Below are 17,708 nucleotides of genomic sequence, written 5' to 3' on the forward strand. Positions count from 1 at the left end.
TAATAAAGTGTCTAATATTGACTTTATAATCCCATTTAATGGGATGTGTGGGGCTGGTGAGATAGGAGGAGTTGATGTAATGCTTGAAAAAATTGACCAACAGTGGCTTAAAAGCTTTCACTGTGTTTATGAGAACAATAGTTTTAAAAAAGCGGCGGAGTTTTTATGTTTGCCGACCTCAAACGTCAGTCGCCACATCGCTTTGTTAGAAGAGCAACTAGACGTTCGATTATTCGATAGAACGACTCGCCGAATTGCGTCGACAGAAGCAGGGGAACACCTCTATCTGCGAACTCAGCCTCTGTTGGATAAACTCAATGATGCGCTTGAGGAGGTCACACAACATTCTCGTGAGGTGATGGGGCAGCTCAACGTACTCATGCCAGATTCACCGGAGTTAGCCCAAGCTGTCGTTTCTTTTTGTACCCAGCACCCTTCCATTTCATTGTGTTGTGATACGAACATCAGCCCTAAAGAAGACTTTGTGGACGGCTTTGACGTTATTCTGAGTTTTCACCGAGGGAAGCTCGAAGACAATAATTGGATAGCCAAGGAGATCAAACGCTGGCCAAGTGCTGTTGTAGTGGCTCCTAAACTTCTGAAAACATCCCTTAGACCTTTCAAGATTACCGACTTGAAACACGTACCTTGCATTAACAGTTTTACCGCATTGAACGGGACTCCTTGGGTTTTCAAATCCTTAACAGGTGAACTTATCACGCAAAGGGTGCAATCTGCGTTTAAGGTCAACAGTGGGCAGCTTGCTAAAGCAGGCGCATTGGCTGGATTGGGGTTTGCGATACTCCCTGCCGAATTCTGTCGCGATGAAATAGATGCTGGCTATCTGGAAGTTATGGAACTTGAATACAAACCTGAAGACCTAGTGTTGTATGCCTTTTATGCTTCTAGAAAACACATAGCGAAAAAGGTGCCAATATTCATTGAACACCTACAGCGTCAAGCAAACCTAGACGTGCAAAAATAACATAAAATACGGAGGCTATGAGCCTACAGATTGAAAAAGAGCTGCGAGATCATCTGTTGTAATGGCTTTAGAACGGCACACTTGCTCAGGCACTTGTCATAGGAGAATCGAATGATTAGTCATCAATGGTAAAGTGTTGATAAAAAGGACTCTATTTAGATAGAAGGTGCTTTGAGATGGAAGTTGCCATGAATTAAATGGGTGTGGTCATTATATGCCACGGTTGGAAAAGTAACGCGTGGGTGATTCACCATAAACCCGACGAAACATTGCGATAAAATTACTTGGCGTTGCATAACCAAGAGCATACGCAACATCTCCAACTGACTCCCCGCGCGCCATCATTTCTAACGAATGTATTAGCAGTATTTGTTGCCGCCATTCGTTAAAACTCATATTTAACTCATTCCGAATCAACCTTCTTAATGTTCGAGATGAAATAGCTCCTATACTTGCCCAATGCTCGACAGGGTTCTTACTGCTTGGATCAATTAAAATCGCTTGGGTTACCTTTTGTAGCCGTGGATCTTTAGGCTGTGGAAAATAAAGTGATTCGTGAGGGCTTTTGCAGATTTCATCAGAAATAACGGCAAGGATTCGTAAATTTTGAGCAGAAAGTTCCTCGGTTTTACTCCAGGTGGATGCTCTGCTCGACAGGGCTTTCAAGACATCCCTCATTTCGATCACGCAAGGTTTGGTTGGAAACTGATTGCAACTCTCAGGGGTAAATAGCAGTGATCGCCCCTTTAAAGACCCGCAAAAATACACACTGTGCATCGCACCTGGTGGTATCCATCCAGCACGGTGGGGCGGTAATACCCAAGTCCCTTCATCAGTTTTAACTTGTATCAGCCCTTGATCTATACAGAGTAGCTGGCCTCGATAATGCGTGTGCCAGTTATGCGGCCGTTTATCTAAATGATTAAAATCACTTCGTTCATGTTGCCACTCCTTGACTATTAATGTTGCACCATTTTCCCATTCACTGTAATCACAGTTTGTTCCTTGCTTTTCGCACTTCACGGTTGGCCACTATTCATTGTTTATTGTCCAATTAACGTTACCATGACAGGTTAGCTTTCACGTAACATTTCCGCAACTAACATACTGATTAAAAGCGGAGCCATTATGAGCGAACCTATCTTTATCTTATATTACATAGCTGCAGGTTTAGGGGTTGGTTTCCTTGCAGGGCTCGTTGGAGTAGGAGGGGGAGGAATGGCTGTTCCTATTTTTGCGTTTCTATTCTCAATACAAGGAGTAGCTAATAATGAAGTGATTCACCTAGCATTAGGAACGTCCATGGCTTCTATGATTATCACAACACTGGGGAGCATGCGCGCTCACTACAAAAAAAAGAATGTTGACTCAATCATGGTGATCAAAATGTTATGTGGAGTTTTAGTTGGTACATTTTGCGCTACATTCGTAGCATCCTATCTACAGGGGGCCTATTTAGCGGGTTTTTTCAGCGTATTTATGTTGTACATTGCTTATAAAATGTTTCGAAACACAGAGCATGAGTACAACCAAAATCCACATAGAGCCGTTGGTAATATCGCTATTGGTTCCGTGGTTGGTTCGGTTTCAGCACTTGTCTCAATAAGTGGTGCGGGTTTGATCATCCCTTATCTTGTCCAGCAAAATTTTGAGGTAAAACGTGCTATCGGCACATCTGCTGCCATAGGTTTTCCTATTGCGCTGTCTGGAAGCCTCGGGTACATGTTAAATGGCTGGGGAAACACAGACTGGGACAGTTTAATTTTAGGGTACATATATCTGCCAGCTATGATTAGCTTCTCCATTAGTAGTTATTTCACGACTAGCCTTGGCGTTCGTTGCGCTGACTATTTCCCGAGTAAAACACTTAAGAAGATAGTTGGTATCCTGTGTGTTCTTCTAAGTTTTAAAATGTTAATACAGGCACTCAATTAGGGTTATTCAAATAGAGCTAATTGGGCCTTATTACAGAAAAATCAAAAATGGCGTTGATAAAATGATCAAACTGAATTCATCATGAGTCTTGATGAATGGCTCTCAAGTCATGGTCAAACAGGCTCCCTCCTAACCTTCTCTTTATTTTACACATATATTGATAAACCTAAATCAGAGAGCGTTAGAAGGGGGCTAAGCAAAAAAAACTGGCTTACTTTGATGCTTCGTGCTGCTCAATCATGAACGCGATTGCTTCATCGCTTAAACAAGACTTGCTGACATACTGGCGCTGTTTACCGATATGAAGGATGAACCCTAAATCAGTTTGTTGAAGTTCGTCGATTTGATTCCACGCGATAGTATTCGTGGTTTTATGGTTTTTGTAACCCACACCGTTAGTGTCACCTTGAAACACGACTTTGCTACCAGCACCTGAGCTGATTCTTTGTCGCCATAACCACCAGGTTCTCTTGCAGTACACACTGAACGCTTCAATCACACTCAAAACAATAAAGAACCAGCCAACGTAACCGTTCGGTAATAGTTCAAACTCTAATAGAACCACACCAAAAACAAGAAACAGTATTCCTTTTAAATAGGCTTTTGGAAATTGAGTCGGAACGCTAGTTTGATCATAACACTCTGCGAAAAACGCCTTGTCGAGGGTGTATTCTGTGGTGAAACCGGATTCTTTAGACATGTGTGGCTACTTTAATGCTCTTTGTGAATGGGCTTTCTGTAAATGGGTATTCTACACCGTGCTCTCGCAACTCGAGCATTGTATCGTTTCTCGGTGCTTTTCTTTAGCGGTTTTGATTCTATTTTGTAAATCAATAATACCGTAGTGGATTACTCGTTGAGATAAATACACGACGCTAGGTATGCAATCTAATTTTTCACACAATAGTTATTGGCATATGCTAATAATGAGGCGTATTCTGAACTCCTAATCATCAATAACAGGAAGTAACCATGTTATACGCAGTACCTTGTCGCGATCTCCATGTCGGCAACCACTTTGCTCGTTCTCCGCAGATAGCGATTGTCGATGAGCAACAACAAATAAAGCATCTTATCCCTTTGGGTGAGTCCGACAGCACGTGTAATAAGAAGAAGCAATGGATGTCTGTCGTTAAATCTTACGATGTGAACGCTGTGGTGGTTCGACACATTGGGAAGAAGATGTTGGCGCACTTATTCAATAACGATATTCGTGTTTTTTCGTCTAAAGGAAAGGCGGAAGTGGCGACTTTGGACTTCAACAATCTGCAAGAAGTCACCGATATCGATTATGGTCGAGAGCCGCGAAATGGCGGGTGCGGTCATAGAACGTGCGGTGATAAAGGACACAAGAACAAAGCCTCGATTCTCACGCCCCAGTTGAACAGGTTCAGTGTAATTCGAGGTGTCCGTAAATGACTTTCTTACTGACACTATTGGGTTTTGTTGGAATCATTTTTTTGATGGCGACAGGCGTGATTTTTTCACGTAAGCCAATCAAAGGCAGTTGTGGAGGACTCGCGCATTTAGATATCGAGCGCGAATGCAATTGCAAAGATGTGTGTGAAGGACCAAGCCGAAAGCTGTATCAGATTACTGAGCCATCACATTAATATTCTTTGAGAGCCTCGAGATAAACAAAGTTAAAGCTTCGGATTATGAGCCTTGAATCACTAATGCATAGCCGTTGACGATGCACTTAGCAACTTTGGTTCGTGCACGTTTAATGATGTTGCCGAACGTTTGGCGAGACACCTGCATTTGCTCGGCGGCTTCAAGTTGGCTCAGACCTTCTTGATCCGCTAAGCGCAAGGCTTCCAATTCTTCTAACAGCAGTTCTTCCTTATGAAGCTCATCCATAGGAACACCATTGGGCTTGAAACAAGAGTAAGCCGCACGGGTACATAACTGGCGATGTTTTTTTGGTCGAGCCATATCAATCTCTAGGAATCTAAGGGTAAAAGGAATAAGGGTAAGTATGAAAGTTTTCATTCCTCACAACCATCGGCGCTGCCAAGTATGCAGCCAAAACTTCTTTTCAGACAGCCCAATTTGCTTTGAAGCAGTTAGCGAGCACGAGTCCTTAGCAAAGAATGAACCTTTAGCTATGAAAGAACTTTTAGCTAAATATGAAACGTTAATTAAGTATCAAGCTATCGCCAAGATTGTACCAACAGATAAAGCTGAGGGCTACGATGGCATTATGCAGGGCGGCATAGTCTCTACGTTACACGATTGCGCGATGCTGCATTGCCTGTTCCAAAACAGTATCAATGCGATGACGGTGAGTTTAGCGTCTCGCTTTCATCACCCAATAGCGATTGGACAGGAGCTAGAAGTTCGCGCACATTGGGTCAAAAGCAGACGCAACATTCATTTCTTAGAGAGTAAAATCACTCAGAATGGGAGGCTGTGTTCGTCAGCACAAAGCCAGTTTATGTCAGTTTCTAGCTATCAAGCTTAAGCTTGGCATAACGGTGTTGCTTTATCAGCTATAAAAGTCCAACTACGGTTTCATCATCACGGAATATAACCCGTATGAAGAAGAGATAAACCGCGCACTGCTGCAAATTCGGGAGTATTGGAAGTGACGTAAAATCTTAGTCGAATACTTTGCGGACAAGCAATCGACATCTGCGACATACGCCAAGGATTTTTGGTGGTGTTTCGTTACTGCTGGTCTGAACCAGAGGCTTTGTTTTTCTTGAAGTATTTGAACGCTGTCCAAACAACATAAGCGGCAACACCCACAATCAATGCTGAGCGAAGGAGAATCGGCGCATCATGCTCAAGTTGGCTAACGTGAGGCACGATACTAGCAAACAATCGACTGGTGAAAAGCAGCCCCATCACTAACATAATAACTTTATTCATGTGACCTGCCATTTCATTAGGTACGTTACACAGAACCAGTTATCGGCGGGTTAAGTTATTAATGCCACCAAGAACGGCCTTGCTCGGAAATAAAAGCATGCGCTTCTCAAACGTAACCGTCAACGCGATATCAGTTGAAAACCAGTAAGCTAAAGTTTCGTTTTTGGAAGTGGGTTGTACTGCAAGGTGGAGTTAGCTTAAGAAATAAATAAGAGTGCCAAAAGAACCAAAATTTTTACGCCAGTATATTTGCTTATTACTAACGAGATAAAAACAGTGCCTTGATTTTCGGGAAAGTGGTTATCTTTGGGATCTATTAAGCCATTTTAAGATGATATTTTTATTTCAAGTTTATATTAGACTTTAATTGTATAATCTTATTGGTTTTTAGTGATAAAAATTGAAGATAGCGAAATGTTTGGGGCGATACGCTATGACCTTGCGGAATGTGATGTTGAGCAATCCCGTTTTATTTTCCATAAGCTAACCTTATTTCATATTGATATGAAATAGATTGAATTAATGTGAGTGAGTATGCCGTTTGGATTTGTTAAGTAACCTTTGGGCTGCTCTGATATCGACTTTACTCAATGAAAAATCATATCAAATCAATGGCTAGTGGTTTTTGCTAGGGTGAGGTGGTGAATCACGCTCTATTTTAGCACAGTGTGACATGGACGGGTCGCACAATAAATTGGCTGTTATCTCGTTTAAATAGGGAAATATTTATGGCAGAGCAAGAGTATGATTACCCCGATTCGTATAATTTAATTTCAGTGACGGACCCTTCTAGCAAAATCAAGTATGCAAGCCCCCATTTTAATGAAGTTGCAGGCTATAAAGAAGGAGAGCTAATAGGTGAGTATCACAATGTGGTTCGTCATAGTGATATGCCTAAAGCCGCATTTAAGGACTTGTGGGGGCACATTCAGTCAGGCAATAACTGGATGGGTATGGTAAAAAACCAACGAAAAGGCGGCGGTTATTATTGGGTTGATGCTTTTGCTTCTCCTTTAAAAGAAGACAATGAGATTGTTGAGTATCAGTCTGTTCGGTTTAAACCAAAAAGAGAATATGTTGCACGAGCAGATAAAGCATATAGTACTTTGAATAAGGGAAAAACACCGCTTAAGCTTATATTACCTAAAACAAGGCTTTGGCAGCGTCAAACTTTCATTTCGATATTGTTAATGGGAGGTGTTTATGCGCTTCACCTTAATCAAGCCATAACGGTACTGCAAAGTTTCTTTATATTATTTTTGGCGGGGGCAATCTCAATTTATATTTTGACGCGCCGTTTAGAAAGTATTTGTAAAATAGCAAAAGAGGAATTTAACAACCCTCTGATGGAGCATATTTATTTTGGTAAGGTGGATGATCTATCTGAAATTGCTTTGGGAATGAAAGCGCGGAAGCAATATACAAAAGCATTGCTGGGTAGAATACGGATTTCGGTGAGTGACTCATGCGAAATGACCCTCAAGCAAGCGAATAAAACGGCAGAATCGAACGCTACTGTGTCTGAAAACCTGGAAAACCAAAAGACAGAAATTGATATGGCAGCTACTGCTATCAACGAAATGCAGGCGGCTTCAAGTGAAATCTCTCAAAATGCGCAAGGTACGTTGGATTCCACTTTTAGTACGCAGCAAGAGCTTTTATCTTGTCAGAAAGAGTTAAACCAAGTCGAAGAAAATTTTGTCGACCTCACTAATGAATTAGATAACATATCGACAATATCTCTTTCTGTAGAAAGGGAGACGCAGCAAATTAGTTCCGTTATAGAGATGATCAACGCGATTGCAAACCAAACCAATCTGTTAGCACTTAATGCCGCGATAGAAGCCGCACGTGCGGGCGATTCAGGAAGAGGGTTCTCGGTAGTGGCAGATGAGGTAAGAGTGCTTGCTCAAAAAACGCAAGAAGCAACAACAGAGATCCAAGCTGTTATTGAAAAGTTATGCGCGGGAAGTGGCCAGTCAGTCATTGCCGTTAACAATGGTACTGAAAAAGCGAAGCGCACTCAAAGTACGATTCAATCAACCCTAGAAAGTCTCACTTCATTGAGTGAAAAAGTACAGGGAGTGGTTGATAGGAATAATCAGATAGCCGTAGCTATTGAAGAGCAAGTCAATGTATCAGAAGAGATTAACCAGAATATTCTTTCTATTCACAGTAAAGCAGAAGCTTCGCACACTCTAATGGAAGACAGTAAAAAGCAATATGAGCAAAGTGTGTCCAGTTTGAATGAGTTAAGAAAAGGGGTAGCGCGATTTTAATAAGCATCATTTAGCCAGTTTATAAGCATTGTTTTCTAACGAATAATGCCACTGCAAGACTGCAGTGGCATTAAAAGTAGAATAAACTATAACGCTAACAGTTTGGCTAATTCACGCTCTTCAAGAAGCACTTCAATGCGTTGACGGACTTTAGGCGTTTCAGCGGGTGCTTTGGTTGACTTGCCTGCTTTCTTACTACGACTGGTTTTCGCTTTTTCCTTTGGCGTAGTCATCGTAAATTTCCTTGTTTGTTTGCTTCGTTAAAGGTTACACGCCTCTTTTAGTGCTTTTCCTGCTTTAAAGGCTGGCGCTTTTGATGCGGATATTTGAATTTCTTCTCCTGTGCGTGGGTTACGGCCAGTACGGGCGGCACGGGTGTTAACTTTAAAGCTACCAAATCCTAGTATCGCTACGTCATCACCTTTAGCTAGTGTACCAGAGATACCTTCAACGAGAGCACTTAACACTGAACCCGCTTGCTCTTTTGAGATATCAGCAGAAGTAGCGATGTGTTCAACTAATTGAGATTTGTTCATATTCTATATTCCTTATTGAGTACGGCAGGTGCTTATTCTTACACCGAGCTTGTTCTATCTTAGCAATAGGGACTGAAATGGTGTTAACGCTTGAGTAGGGTTTTTGTAAAGTAATCAACAAGATTGATGATAAAACCCTTTTCAGTTCGATTAATTGCAACCCTTTAATTAGTAGTCGCTTAAAGTTTGGTTATCTAAGTTTATTCGAGAAATGTGACCTCAAACTTATCGTTTGGTTCATAAGTTCAATCGTAAGCCGCAGCCTAACGAGGCGACAGAGACTGAAAGCCCAGCGATAAGCTGGGCTTTCAGTCATACAGTGAGGAACAGTGTCTAGACTATTTAGTAACAAAAATTTGTTCTGTTTCTAGCGAGGTCATGGAGCGGACTTGGCGCCAGATGTAATAGAAAATACCAAGCATCATTAAAAGGCTTGGTATGGCAATCGCTGGGTAGCTGTAAAGTGTCAACTTACCAAGTTCTTCATTAAAGGCTGGTGTTCCTGTAGGGCTTGTTACAATCCAAGTTGCTAGAAAATAGTTCATCGCAGAAGAGAATGCGAAAGTGCTGGCGAACAGGTAATTTGATGTCATCAGACAACGGTAAAACTGCGCTTGGTTGCCGAACTGCCTTAAGCGCTCTTCAATCAGAGGAGTGTTTAGTAGCGCAGGCGTGAAGATGACTTTTTGGATAAATGGGAATCGAGTGAACGTCGATCCAAGAACCGCTAAACCTATTAAGCCTGGGATCAGGGCTTCTTTTAACGCTAACCAACGAGTGTCCAGCTCGAAGAAACCGATGCCGCCCGTTAATAGTACGCTAACAAAGCCAAGGGCCGCGATGAAGTTAAACTTTTTGTTACGTATGAGCTCCATACCACCATAAGCGATAGGGAAGGCTAGCGCGACAAGTAATGCTAAACCCGTTCCAAGGTGTTCATCTCCACTGAACTTCATTAGGATGAAAGAAGGGAGAAATACGTTAAAAAGAATCTCGAATAGAGGGCTCGATTGTTTGTTTTCTGTGTTACTCATAATTCTAAATACATTATGTTATGGATTTATTCTCTGGGATTGTTCTTTACCCAGTCCTAGATGTAAAGCACTAAGGCTTCATGCTATGTAACGACATGTGACACTAATGGAAATATATTAATGTCAGCCTAAGTATAACCCATTCTAACTGTGCTTTTCTCTACGTTAGTCATACTTGTTATTTTATGGCTACAGGCTACAGGCCACAAATAATTGATCATAGGTGGGCTTTTGAGCTAAAGCGTCGATATTGATTTGAGACAATATGCTCCCAAAGGGGGACTGTCGCATGAAATCGATTATGTTGCGGCTATCAACTTCACCAAACAATGTAGCATGACGGAATTTCACATAATCTAGAGCAACATGGAGGTACAGAGTAGAGAGGTTATTAGTAAGGTGAGCGTCTAGTCCGTGTTGTTCTATCATTTGGTCAAGTTGCTTTAATGAACCAAGAATGCCTTCTTTTCCTCTTTGTATAAGTGGATTATCGTTGTCTGAATAGCGAGTGATCGCTGCGGTTCGAAACGCTATCTCCATTAATGTTTTGGCTGTTCCCAATTGTTGCATTTCATTGGTATCACCGAACGTCACTTGGCGTAGTGTTTGAGGTTGATAGGTTTCAATGAGGTACTGGCAAATACACAAACTTTCGGTGAGCGATGTGCCGTCTTCAAGCTCTAACGCAGGGATTAGACAAAACGGGTTGACTCTTTTTAGGTTCTCTGGAGAACTCCATGGGTCAACCCAAACAAATGATAGTGGTGAGCTGCGTGATAGCAGTGCCGTTGCTACTACGACGCGTGAAAAAGGCGACGTTTCGTTGAGGTAAAGTTGCATGATAATCCCTTATTTAATGAGTTACTTGACCGACTGAAACCTTGATTTAGAAGTAGGGCAAGTTGATGTCGACAAAATACAAACCACAGACAACGTTAAAGCGAGCGCACTTATCGCAAACAGCAAATTGTATGACGCTGCGTGGTTCAGATAGTACGCCATTAACAGGCCAATCACTCCTTGTGATATCGCAAAAGATAGGGTCATCCCAGCCCATGCTTTTGTGTGCAGTTCATAACCCACGGTTTCCAATGTGTAAGTCGATATCAGTGTTACGGTTCCCGGAGTGAAAATACCAACCAATAATGAAGAAATAGCAAGGGTAACCGGGTGGGAGCTTAATAGCGGTAGTGCTACGCCTAGTGCTTTTAAGCTAAATGCTATGCAGAGCGAGGTTTTAACGCCGAGCTTATCTCCTAGGATGCCGGTAATCAGTGGGCCAATGGCTGCGCCTATCCCGAAGGTTGCCCAGAACAAGCCGCCACTAGTAAACGACATGTTTAGTTCTCGTACAATGTAATCGACCCAAAACAGGGTGTGAGGAAGATACCCAACGGCGTCGAAGGTATACGCGATTAGAATAAGCAATACGCTCACTAATTTAGGTCTCGAAAGTTGAGAGAAAGACGCGTCAATATAGTGCGCTTTTGAAGAGCTAAGCTGGGTTTTCCATGCATTCCAAGTGAGCATAGTCGTTACTAGTGCTATGACTCCCATTCCGATCCAAGCAGATATTAGGCTGAAATAAATCAGTATTGGGATTAATGTACCCGATAACATCGCGCCGATACCGATGCCCGAAAATATGACGCCGCTGACTCTAGTTTTTACATCGGAACTGAATTTACGAACAATAACCGGTGGGGCGACAACCATTAACATAGCACCGGCTACACCAGCTAAAGTGCGCCAAGCATAAAACCATGATAAAGGTGCATCCTGCATTGCACAGCTAAGATAACTAAAACTGCTTACTAACATGGCTGCACGAATCAACTGACCTGCGCTAAAGTAACGCAATAATATGTTGGCAGCAGGAGCCCCTAATATGTATCCCAAAAGCGTTGCCACACCAAGATAAGACGCATCACTTTCGCTAAACCAACCGCTTTGGATCAAAGCTGGCATTAAGGCTATGTACGCGAACCTACCGATTCCATTGCCTATCAGGGTAGCTCCCATTCCGGCTAAACTGTCTTGATTAACAATGTTTTTATTCAGCATAGAAAAGAAGTTCTCTTTGGTAACGTTAGGTGTTTTAGCAACGAGTTAAGGTTTTTGGTATGCCTTTGATTTTCAGTTTAGGCTTTGTATTACGCTTAATACTGACATGATTTCCTATCAATATCATTACGCTGTTAGTCATACCAATCTGAATCTAAAGCGTCCATTAGCCAGGCATAATAGCTCATGTGTTTGAATGCTTAGGTTCAGATACGGCCCACCAATAGGGGAGGTGCGATTCCACTATCTATCGAAGAGTAGATTGAAGTTTAGCGGAACCTTGTCAGAAATCGCTAGCCCGCCGACAGTTGCTGAAAGCTTGTTTAGGTTCTCAGTCGATATCCCAAAATCAGCGCCATTGACGATGATGGTTGATGTTGAATTGACCATAACAAAACCTTCAGACGGAACAACCATAACCGGGAAGTCGATGGTTTTGGTTACGCCGTGTAAGGTGACTTCAGTTTCGATGGTCGTATTTTTCGGGTTGCCAGATAGCATTGAAGGGTCAACCTTTCCTGAAATCTTCACTTCAGGGAAAGTCATCGATTCAAAGTAGAGCTCATTAAGTCGCTGGTCGCGAATCGAGACTCCGGTGTTGACGGTCTTCAAATCTAATAAAATGGAAAACTGACCCTCTTTTGTAAGCCCGCCCGATAGAGGTTTTATGGATGCGGACTCGACAACAAACTGCTTCTTAATGGTTGCGAATGTAACGTTCGATAACTTCGGATCTAACGTGTAGCCCGTTTCTGCAAAAGATGGCGCAGAAATGAGAATGCAAAAAAGACCGAGCGTAGGTATTCGTTTTTTCATAAGTTGTCACCATGTTGATTAATTTATAGATTTAACGTTATTGAGCTGTTCGCTTGAAGAACTTCTTTGACACATCTTTTGGAAAAGAAAGATCGATAAAAGCTTAGTTTAGCATCCACCAAATTACCTGAGGAAAGTAGAGCATCGACATATTATTGGAACCATGATCGGCTAAGTTACTTGTGTATTTTTGGTTATGTTATAACATAACCAAAAATCACTCTTGCTGTGACTAACGATCGTATCGGTAAGAGGAAGACGATAAGCATGTATCAAGGAGATGACGTAATGAATGCCGTGTTAACGAAGCCTTTGGCGACCAATAGTAATCAGCCACTTAACATTAGTTCCGCCGTGAGTATCAAGGACCAGGTGAGTCACAAGCCATGCTTTCGTGCTTCTGAGCAGCCAACGGTACTGGCAGATATCTATCAAAACGATATTAATATTACAATTTGGCAGCGTACATTTGATGCTGATTTAACAGGTGCCATCGGTGAGTTTATCGCGTCTAACCCCAACTTTAGTAAGTCTATTAGCCTTTCACCCAACAACGCTTATGAGAAATTGGAATTCGCGACCGACGGAACGGCTTCTAAAGCGCTATTAGAAAACATGGCGGAGTTGGTGGATATGTTCTGTTGTTTGTTCGATCTTGAAGAAGTAGGGCTGCGTCTAGCGGTTCTGAATAAAGCGATGTGCCCCCGTTTTCATGTTGACCAAGTACCTTGCCGCTTAGTGACTACCTATCATGGTGTCGCGACTCAATGGTTGCCAAATTACGTGGTCGATCGTTCGAAGCTTGGTCGCGGAAGCAACGGACAGCCAGATTCGGCTTCAGGCTTATACGCTCATGAACCTGATATTCAGCAAATGGCGAGTGGTGATGTGGCGTTATTGAAAGGAGAGAGTTGGAGTGGCAATGAAAATGCGGGCCTTGTGCATCGCTCTCCCGTTACTTCATCTGACGAGACTCGATTATTGCTGACGTTAGATTTCGGCTAGTAAGCTTTTTTGATGAGATGAGCAAGCTGCTAGGTGCAGCTTGCTCGTCTCAATTTAAGCGAAGATGCGGATACGGTGTCCGTCTGGGTCAACCGCAAGGAAGTTGATGCCGTAAACGGACTCTTTTGGCGCTTGCTCAAACTGGATTCCTTTTTCTGTCCATGCTTCATAGAGGTTTTCCAGTGTTTCTTTGTCTGCGAGAGGCATAGAGATCTCAGTACCGCCGCCCTTAACAGTACTTGCTGGTGTTAGAAAGTCAGCCTGTTTGAGTGTGATTTTAACGTTGTCTGCAAAGTCTAGGGCAGCAAAGGTCGGTGATAGAAGCTTTGGCTCGCAATCAAATGCTTTGGCGTAAAAGTCCATGCTGCGATGAATGTCTGCGACATAAAGAACAAATGAATCAATGGTAAACATAATAGCTCCTAGGCTGGTCAATTCGATTTGCATCGAGTTCGATTGGGTTGAGAGAACTATAGCGTGTACCAGTGACAGTTTTTGTCAGTAGCGAATCACTTTATCTGCAATGCCTTCTATGTTCTGCCAATTTTTGATCAAGTCATGACGCGGGAGCTGATATTTCTCTTCAAGCATTTTCCATTCAGCCATTCTATCTAGCCTGAAATTACGATACGCATTTCGCGCTTCACACCAAGCGACCAAAACATAGTGCTGTTCGAATAAACCAATCAACATTGGCCAAACGATTCTTAAACTCACATTAGCTTTTGCGTCTGTGTAATGAATCTCAGCTTTGTTCTGCTGCTTAATTGCTAACTTGATATCTGACAGTTCGATGGCTAACTCTGCAACCTCAATGATTGAAGCAACACGCACAATGTCTTCATTGCGTTTGGCGTGGTGGTCGGCAGGTAACACGGCAGAAATCTTGGCGATGGCATTTCTAGCCGATTTACTGAATTCTCCATTGGCTTGCTTGGCTACCCATTCTGCGCCAAGCCGCAGCGCTTCCAACTCTTCCATTGAAAACATCATCGGTGGGAGAGTGAAGGTGGGTTTCAATTGATAACCCACTCCGGCTTCACCATCAACTTCAGCGCCCTGCGCTTGTAATGTCACGATATCGCGATAAATGGTGCGAGTACTCACGTTTAGCTCTTTAGCGAGGTGATCGGCAGACACTGGGTGTTTATGACAGCGCAATAATTGGAGCAGGTCGAAGAGGCGTTGGCTTCGGGACATAAGGACACTCTGGTGAAATAACAACTTATAAGATTAATGTATTGAAAATGTGAACGCTAGAGTGCCTTAATAATTAGCTAGTGAGTAGGCGTGGGCTCTGACTCAGAGGGGCGAATTTTATACTTAATATCCTGATTAAAAAGATATTATGGATTTAGCTTTAGATAGTTGAAAATGTCCATTGACTTAAAGTTAGCTTGAAGTTTTACACTCTAAAACGTTCAAAAAACACAACTTAATAGGTCACAGAATGTCATGTAAAACATTGAGCTTTAATCTTTTAGGCAATATAAACATGCTAAAAAATTACTTAACGTTAATCGCAATAGGGCTTATTTGGGGCTCACAGTTTGTTTTTCAGGAAATTTCTCTTGAGGGTTTTTCTCCTGTTTGGGTAGGGACGCTTCGAGCAATATTGATTTATTTGGGAGTTCTGTGTGCAGGTGTTGTTTATTATCTTTATATGATGAGTATAAAAAATGCGGGAGCGGTATTCACTTCGATGACTAACTACCTTGTACCTGCAGTGGGTGTTTTGATTGGTGTACTACTTGCGGATGAGTCTGTTCAAACAACAACGTGGCTAGCGTTGGTGGTCATTTTGTCCGCATTGTTTATCAATCAAACTTTAGCTAAAAGTCGCTAGCTGTTGTTAAGTGATACCTCAACTCATGTCGTTAATGTGAATCATTCTTCAGGGGGAGGATGTTAATCAGAGGCCTCGTAATTTTAAAGCCTTTTTTGTTGAGTAGATTATTATCAATGAAGCAAAAGGCTTGGCCTTTAATCATCTGAACATTGTCATTTATTCTTAACGTATGTCGTTCTAGTTTGTGAGTTGATCTGGATCTAATTTCTAGTTCACAGATATTGGTAATACAACTGGTTGGTTAGTTTTTTTAATTTATTTTAAAGCGTAAAATATATTCAGCTTGCAACCGTCTTGGCAACGAATTTGTTCGCCTCGGTTTTTACTTACAAATTATAGGTTTCCTATGTTAAAGAAACTCTCGCTTAAAAATAAATTGGCTATCTCTGCCAGCATGGCCATTATCCTGGGGGGGATTTTGGTCGAAGCTCTTTCTTTCCGAGCTTCATTGCAACGATTAGATACTGAAGTTGAACAACGTTTAGAAGGGACATCGGCTTCTTATAACCAATACGTATCGGATTGGATTTTATCTAAAGAGCGTGCGTTGACGTCTCTGTCGAAAGAGTCCAAAAAAGAAAGTTTGGTTACTCACCTTAAACAAGTTCGTGATTCAGCTTCGTTTGATAATGTCTTCTTGGCGTTTCCTGATGGTTCGCAAAAGAACGCGAACGGAGTTGTACTTCCTGCAGGTAATGATGACCCTCGCCAATGGGGTTGGTACACCAATGCGGTAGCGAATCCAAGCAAAGTGTTTATGGATAACCCAACGGTTGCGGCTGCCACTGGTGCAAACGTTGTATCGTTAGGTAAAGCGATGCAATTGCATGGCGATCAGGTTGTCCTAGGGGCAGATGTTGAGATTACCGATATTTTAAATAGTTTAGAGAAAGTGATCCTTCCTGGGGAAGGCTACATGTTTATCGCGACTGGTAAGGGTACGGTTTACACACACGCTGATACTAAGCTATTGAATAAGAATATCAGTTCACTTGGATTGGACTTTTCTGATGTCCAGAAAGCGCTAGCTAGCGGAAAAAACACAACAATAGAGTTGAACGGAAGCGATTATGTTCTTTACGCGCGTTCTATTGATGGGACGAACCTGATTACCGTCAGCGTTGTTAATCATGACTCTTTGGTTGCACCGTTATTTGATGCTGTGATTGGCCAAATTTTAGTGACGTTATTTGTAGTGATTGTATGTACGGTGCTGTTTAACCTGTTATGTACCATTCTATTCCGTCCACTTAATCATGTTTCTAACGCTTTGGCACAAATTGCGAATGGTAGTGGTGACTTAACTCAACGTATTCATGTAGAGAACCAAGATGAAGTCGGCGAGTTAGCGCAGAATTTCAATACGTTTGTTGGCAGCTTACAGCAGTTAATTGGGCATATTCGTGGGCAATCAGAACAACTGAATAGCCAATCAGAACAAAGCGCACAGCGAGCTAACCTTTCGGTGAGCGAGCTTAATCATCAGCAACAAGAAATCACTATGGTGGCGACGGCTGTAACCGAAATGGCCAGCGCAACACGAGAAATTGCATCGCATGCAGAGCAAACCGCAAAAGCGGCACAAGATTCAGCAACAAGCACGAATAATGGCCACGCGTTAGTGGTTGATACTAAAGGTTCAATCAATAATTTAGCAAATGAAGTTAACGAAGCGGGTAATGTGATTAGTGCGCTAAACAAGCACGCTCAAGAGATTTCAACCGTATTAGCGACAATCCAAGGCATTGCAGAGCAAACGAATTTACTTGCTTTGAACGCTGCGATTGAAGCAGCTCGCGCTGGTGAGCAGGGGCGTGGTTTCGCGGTGGTTGCCGATGAAGTACGTGTTCTATCACAGCGCACACACTCTTCAACAGAAGAAATAAAATCAACGATTGATATTCTACAGCGTACAACGGGTCAAGCTGTTGAGCTTATGGAGAGCAGTTCTAAGCTGGCATTACATTCTGTGGAAGATGCCGACAGAGCTTCTCATGCGTTAGAAGAAATCAACACTGCCGTCGCTTTAATTAGTGACATGGCGACGCAAATCGCGACTGCAGCTGAAGAGCAAACTCATGTGACGGGTGAAATCACTCAAAACATTACGTCTATTAAAGATGTGACCGATCAGTTGGTGGTAGGCTCACAAGATAGCTTAACTGAGTCGAATGAACTTAAGAATCAAGCCGCTAGCTTAAGTGACAAAGTAGCGACATTTAAACTTGCTTAACTGGCTAGCTAGCTGATGCCTGATCAGTTAGAGAGCGGTGAGCAATAACCCAAAGCGACGTAGATTACGTCGCTTTTTTTGTACTTAGCCCCTTAACG

The 17,708-nt window shown here is 42.4% G+C and carries 21 protein-coding genes; 9 read left to right on the plus strand and 12 right to left on the minus strand.

The features are described from left to right. The first annotated feature begins 79 nt into the window (after positions 1 to 79). Positions 80 to 985: a LysR family transcriptional regulator gene (locus OCT63_RS07475; protein ID WP_269983479.1), complete on the plus strand. Its 906-nt coding sequence runs from the start codon at positions 80 to 82 to the stop codon at positions 983 to 985. 210 nt (positions 986 to 1,195) lie between these two features. Here the strand turns inward: OCT63_RS07475 and OCT63_RS07480 are convergent, their stop codons facing one another. After that, positions 1,196 to 2,008: an AraC family transcriptional regulator gene (locus tag OCT63_RS07480; protein WP_269983480.1), complete on the minus strand. Its 813-nt coding sequence runs from the start codon at positions 2,006 to 2,008 to the stop codon at positions 1,196 to 1,198. A gap of 105 nt (positions 2,009 to 2,113) precedes the next feature. Between OCT63_RS07480 and OCT63_RS07485 the strand changes: the two genes are divergently transcribed. Beyond that, the gene (locus tag OCT63_RS07485; protein ID WP_060467863.1) at positions 2,114 to 2,920 is read left to right on the plus strand and encodes a sulfite exporter TauE/SafE family protein; all 807 of its coding nucleotides are present in this window, start codon (positions 2,114 to 2,116) and stop codon (positions 2,918 to 2,920) included. A 211-nt stretch (positions 2,921 to 3,131) separates the two neighbouring features. On the opposite strand, the gene OCT63_RS07490 is transcribed toward OCT63_RS07485, so the two are convergent. Further along, positions 3,132 to 3,620, minus strand: coding sequence for a YcxB family protein (locus OCT63_RS07490; protein WP_269983481.1), 489 nt, complete (start codon positions 3,618 to 3,620; stop codon positions 3,132 to 3,134). A 272-nt stretch (positions 3,621 to 3,892) separates the two neighbouring features. On the opposite strand from OCT63_RS07490, the gene OCT63_RS07495 reads away from it, so the two are divergent. Beyond that, on the plus strand, positions 3,893 to 4,339 hold the full coding sequence (locus OCT63_RS07495) for a NifB/NifX family molybdenum-iron cluster-binding protein (protein WP_269983482.1): 447 nt from the start codon (positions 3,893 to 3,895) through the stop codon (positions 4,337 to 4,339). Further along, entirely contained in the window at positions 4,336 to 4,533 is a 198-nt protein-coding gene (nqrM, locus tag OCT63_RS07500) for a (Na+)-NQR maturation NqrM (RefSeq protein WP_269983483.1), read from the plus strand. The genes OCT63_RS07495 and nqrM overlap by 4 nt, the downstream gene beginning before the upstream one ends. 43 nt (positions 4,534 to 4,576) lie before the next feature. Here the strand turns inward: nqrM and OCT63_RS07505 are convergent, their stop codons facing one another. Further along, the gene (locus OCT63_RS07505) at positions 4,577 to 4,855 is read right to left on the minus strand and encodes a DUF134 domain-containing protein (RefSeq protein WP_269983484.1); all 279 of its coding nucleotides are present in this window, start codon (positions 4,853 to 4,855) and stop codon (positions 4,577 to 4,579) included. Between the two features lie 43 nt (positions 4,856 to 4,898). Here OCT63_RS07505 and OCT63_RS07510 point away from each other — a divergent pair, with 43 nt between their 5' ends. Continuing rightward, entirely contained in the window at positions 4,899 to 5,384 is a 486-nt protein-coding gene (locus OCT63_RS07510; RefSeq protein WP_269983485.1) for a PaaI family thioesterase, read from the plus strand. Positions 5,385 to 5,590: 206 nt separating this feature from the next. Here OCT63_RS07510 and OCT63_RS07515 read toward each other — a convergent pair whose 3' ends face one another. Then, on the minus strand, positions 5,591 to 5,794 hold the full coding sequence (locus OCT63_RS07515; RefSeq protein WP_017057474.1) for a hypothetical protein: 204 nt from the start codon (positions 5,792 to 5,794) through the stop codon (positions 5,591 to 5,593). 728 nt (positions 5,795 to 6,522) lie between these two features. On the opposite strand from OCT63_RS07515, the gene OCT63_RS07520 reads away from it, so the two are divergent. After that, positions 6,523 to 8,073, plus strand: a complete 1,551-nt coding sequence (locus tag OCT63_RS07520) for a methyl-accepting chemotaxis protein (RefSeq protein ID WP_161686553.1) — start codon at positions 6,523 to 6,525, stop codon at positions 8,071 to 8,073. Between the two features lie 86 nt (positions 8,074 to 8,159). Here OCT63_RS07520 and OCT63_RS07525 read toward each other — a convergent pair whose 3' ends face one another. From OCT63_RS07525 to OCT63_RS07550, 6 genes are all read right to left on the minus strand, one after another. Continuing rightward, positions 8,160 to 8,306: a hypothetical protein gene (locus tag OCT63_RS07525; protein ID WP_017057472.1), complete on the minus strand. Its 147-nt coding sequence runs from the start codon at positions 8,304 to 8,306 to the stop codon at positions 8,160 to 8,162. Between the two features lie 27 nt (positions 8,307 to 8,333). Continuing rightward, entirely contained in the window at positions 8,334 to 8,609 is a 276-nt protein-coding gene (locus OCT63_RS07530) for an HU family DNA-binding protein (protein ID WP_161686555.1), read from the minus strand. Positions 8,610 to 8,947: 338 nt separating this feature from the next. After that, positions 8,948 to 9,643 (minus strand): VC0807 family protein, encoded by a 696-nt coding sequence (locus OCT63_RS07535; protein ID WP_161679265.1) that lies wholly within the window; start codon positions 9,641 to 9,643, stop codon positions 8,948 to 8,950. A gap of 189 nt (positions 9,644 to 9,832) precedes the next feature. Beyond that, positions 9,833 to 10,483: a glutathione S-transferase N-terminal domain-containing protein gene (locus OCT63_RS07540; protein ID WP_269983486.1), complete on the minus strand. Its 651-nt coding sequence runs from the start codon at positions 10,481 to 10,483 to the stop codon at positions 9,833 to 9,835. A 21-nt stretch (positions 10,484 to 10,504) separates the two neighbouring features. Next, a complete protein-coding gene (locus OCT63_RS07545; protein ID WP_269983487.1) occupies positions 10,505 to 11,707 on the minus strand; it encodes a YbfB/YjiJ family MFS transporter in 1,203 nt (400 codons plus the stop codon). Positions 11,708 to 11,950: 243 nt separating this feature from the next. After that, positions 11,951 to 12,523 carry a YceI family protein gene (locus OCT63_RS07550; RefSeq protein WP_161749264.1) on the minus strand — a complete coding sequence of 191 codons (573 nt, stop codon included), beginning with the start codon at positions 12,521 to 12,523 and terminating at the stop codon, positions 11,951 to 11,953. Positions 12,524 to 12,811: 288 nt separating this feature from the next. Between OCT63_RS07550 and OCT63_RS07555 the strand changes: the two genes are divergently transcribed. Beyond that, positions 12,812 to 13,528, plus strand: a complete 717-nt coding sequence (locus OCT63_RS07555; RefSeq protein ID WP_161749268.1) for a DUF1826 domain-containing protein — start codon at positions 12,812 to 12,814, stop codon at positions 13,526 to 13,528. A gap of 54 nt (positions 13,529 to 13,582) precedes the next feature. On the opposite strand, the gene OCT63_RS07560 is transcribed toward OCT63_RS07555, so the two are convergent. Further along, the gene (locus tag OCT63_RS07560; RefSeq protein ID WP_060467844.1) at positions 13,583 to 13,942 is read right to left on the minus strand and encodes a VOC family protein; all 360 of its coding nucleotides are present in this window, start codon (positions 13,940 to 13,942) and stop codon (positions 13,583 to 13,585) included. 84 nt (positions 13,943 to 14,026) lie between these two features. Beyond that, positions 14,027 to 14,728 carry a helix-turn-helix transcriptional regulator gene (locus tag OCT63_RS07565; protein ID WP_161749263.1) on the minus strand — a complete coding sequence of 234 codons (702 nt, stop codon included), beginning with the start codon at positions 14,726 to 14,728 and terminating at the stop codon, positions 14,027 to 14,029. Between the two features lie 250 nt (positions 14,729 to 14,978). Here OCT63_RS07565 and OCT63_RS07570 point away from each other — a divergent pair, with 250 nt between their 5' ends. After that, positions 14,979 to 15,374, plus strand: coding sequence for an EamA family transporter (locus OCT63_RS07570; RefSeq protein WP_443088546.1), 396 nt, complete (start codon positions 14,979 to 14,981; stop codon positions 15,372 to 15,374). Between the two features lie 349 nt (positions 15,375 to 15,723). Next, positions 15,724 to 17,610, plus strand: coding sequence for a methyl-accepting chemotaxis protein (locus tag OCT63_RS07575; protein WP_161749261.1), 1,887 nt, complete (start codon positions 15,724 to 15,726; stop codon positions 17,608 to 17,610). The last annotated feature ends 98 nt before the right edge of the window (positions 17,611 to 17,708 follow it).

Origin of the sequence: Vibrio sp. RW, from assembly GCF_027587105.1 — a bacterium.
GTDB classification, from domain to species: Bacteria; Pseudomonadota; Gammaproteobacteria; order Enterobacterales; family Vibrionaceae; genus Vibrio; species Vibrio toranzoniae.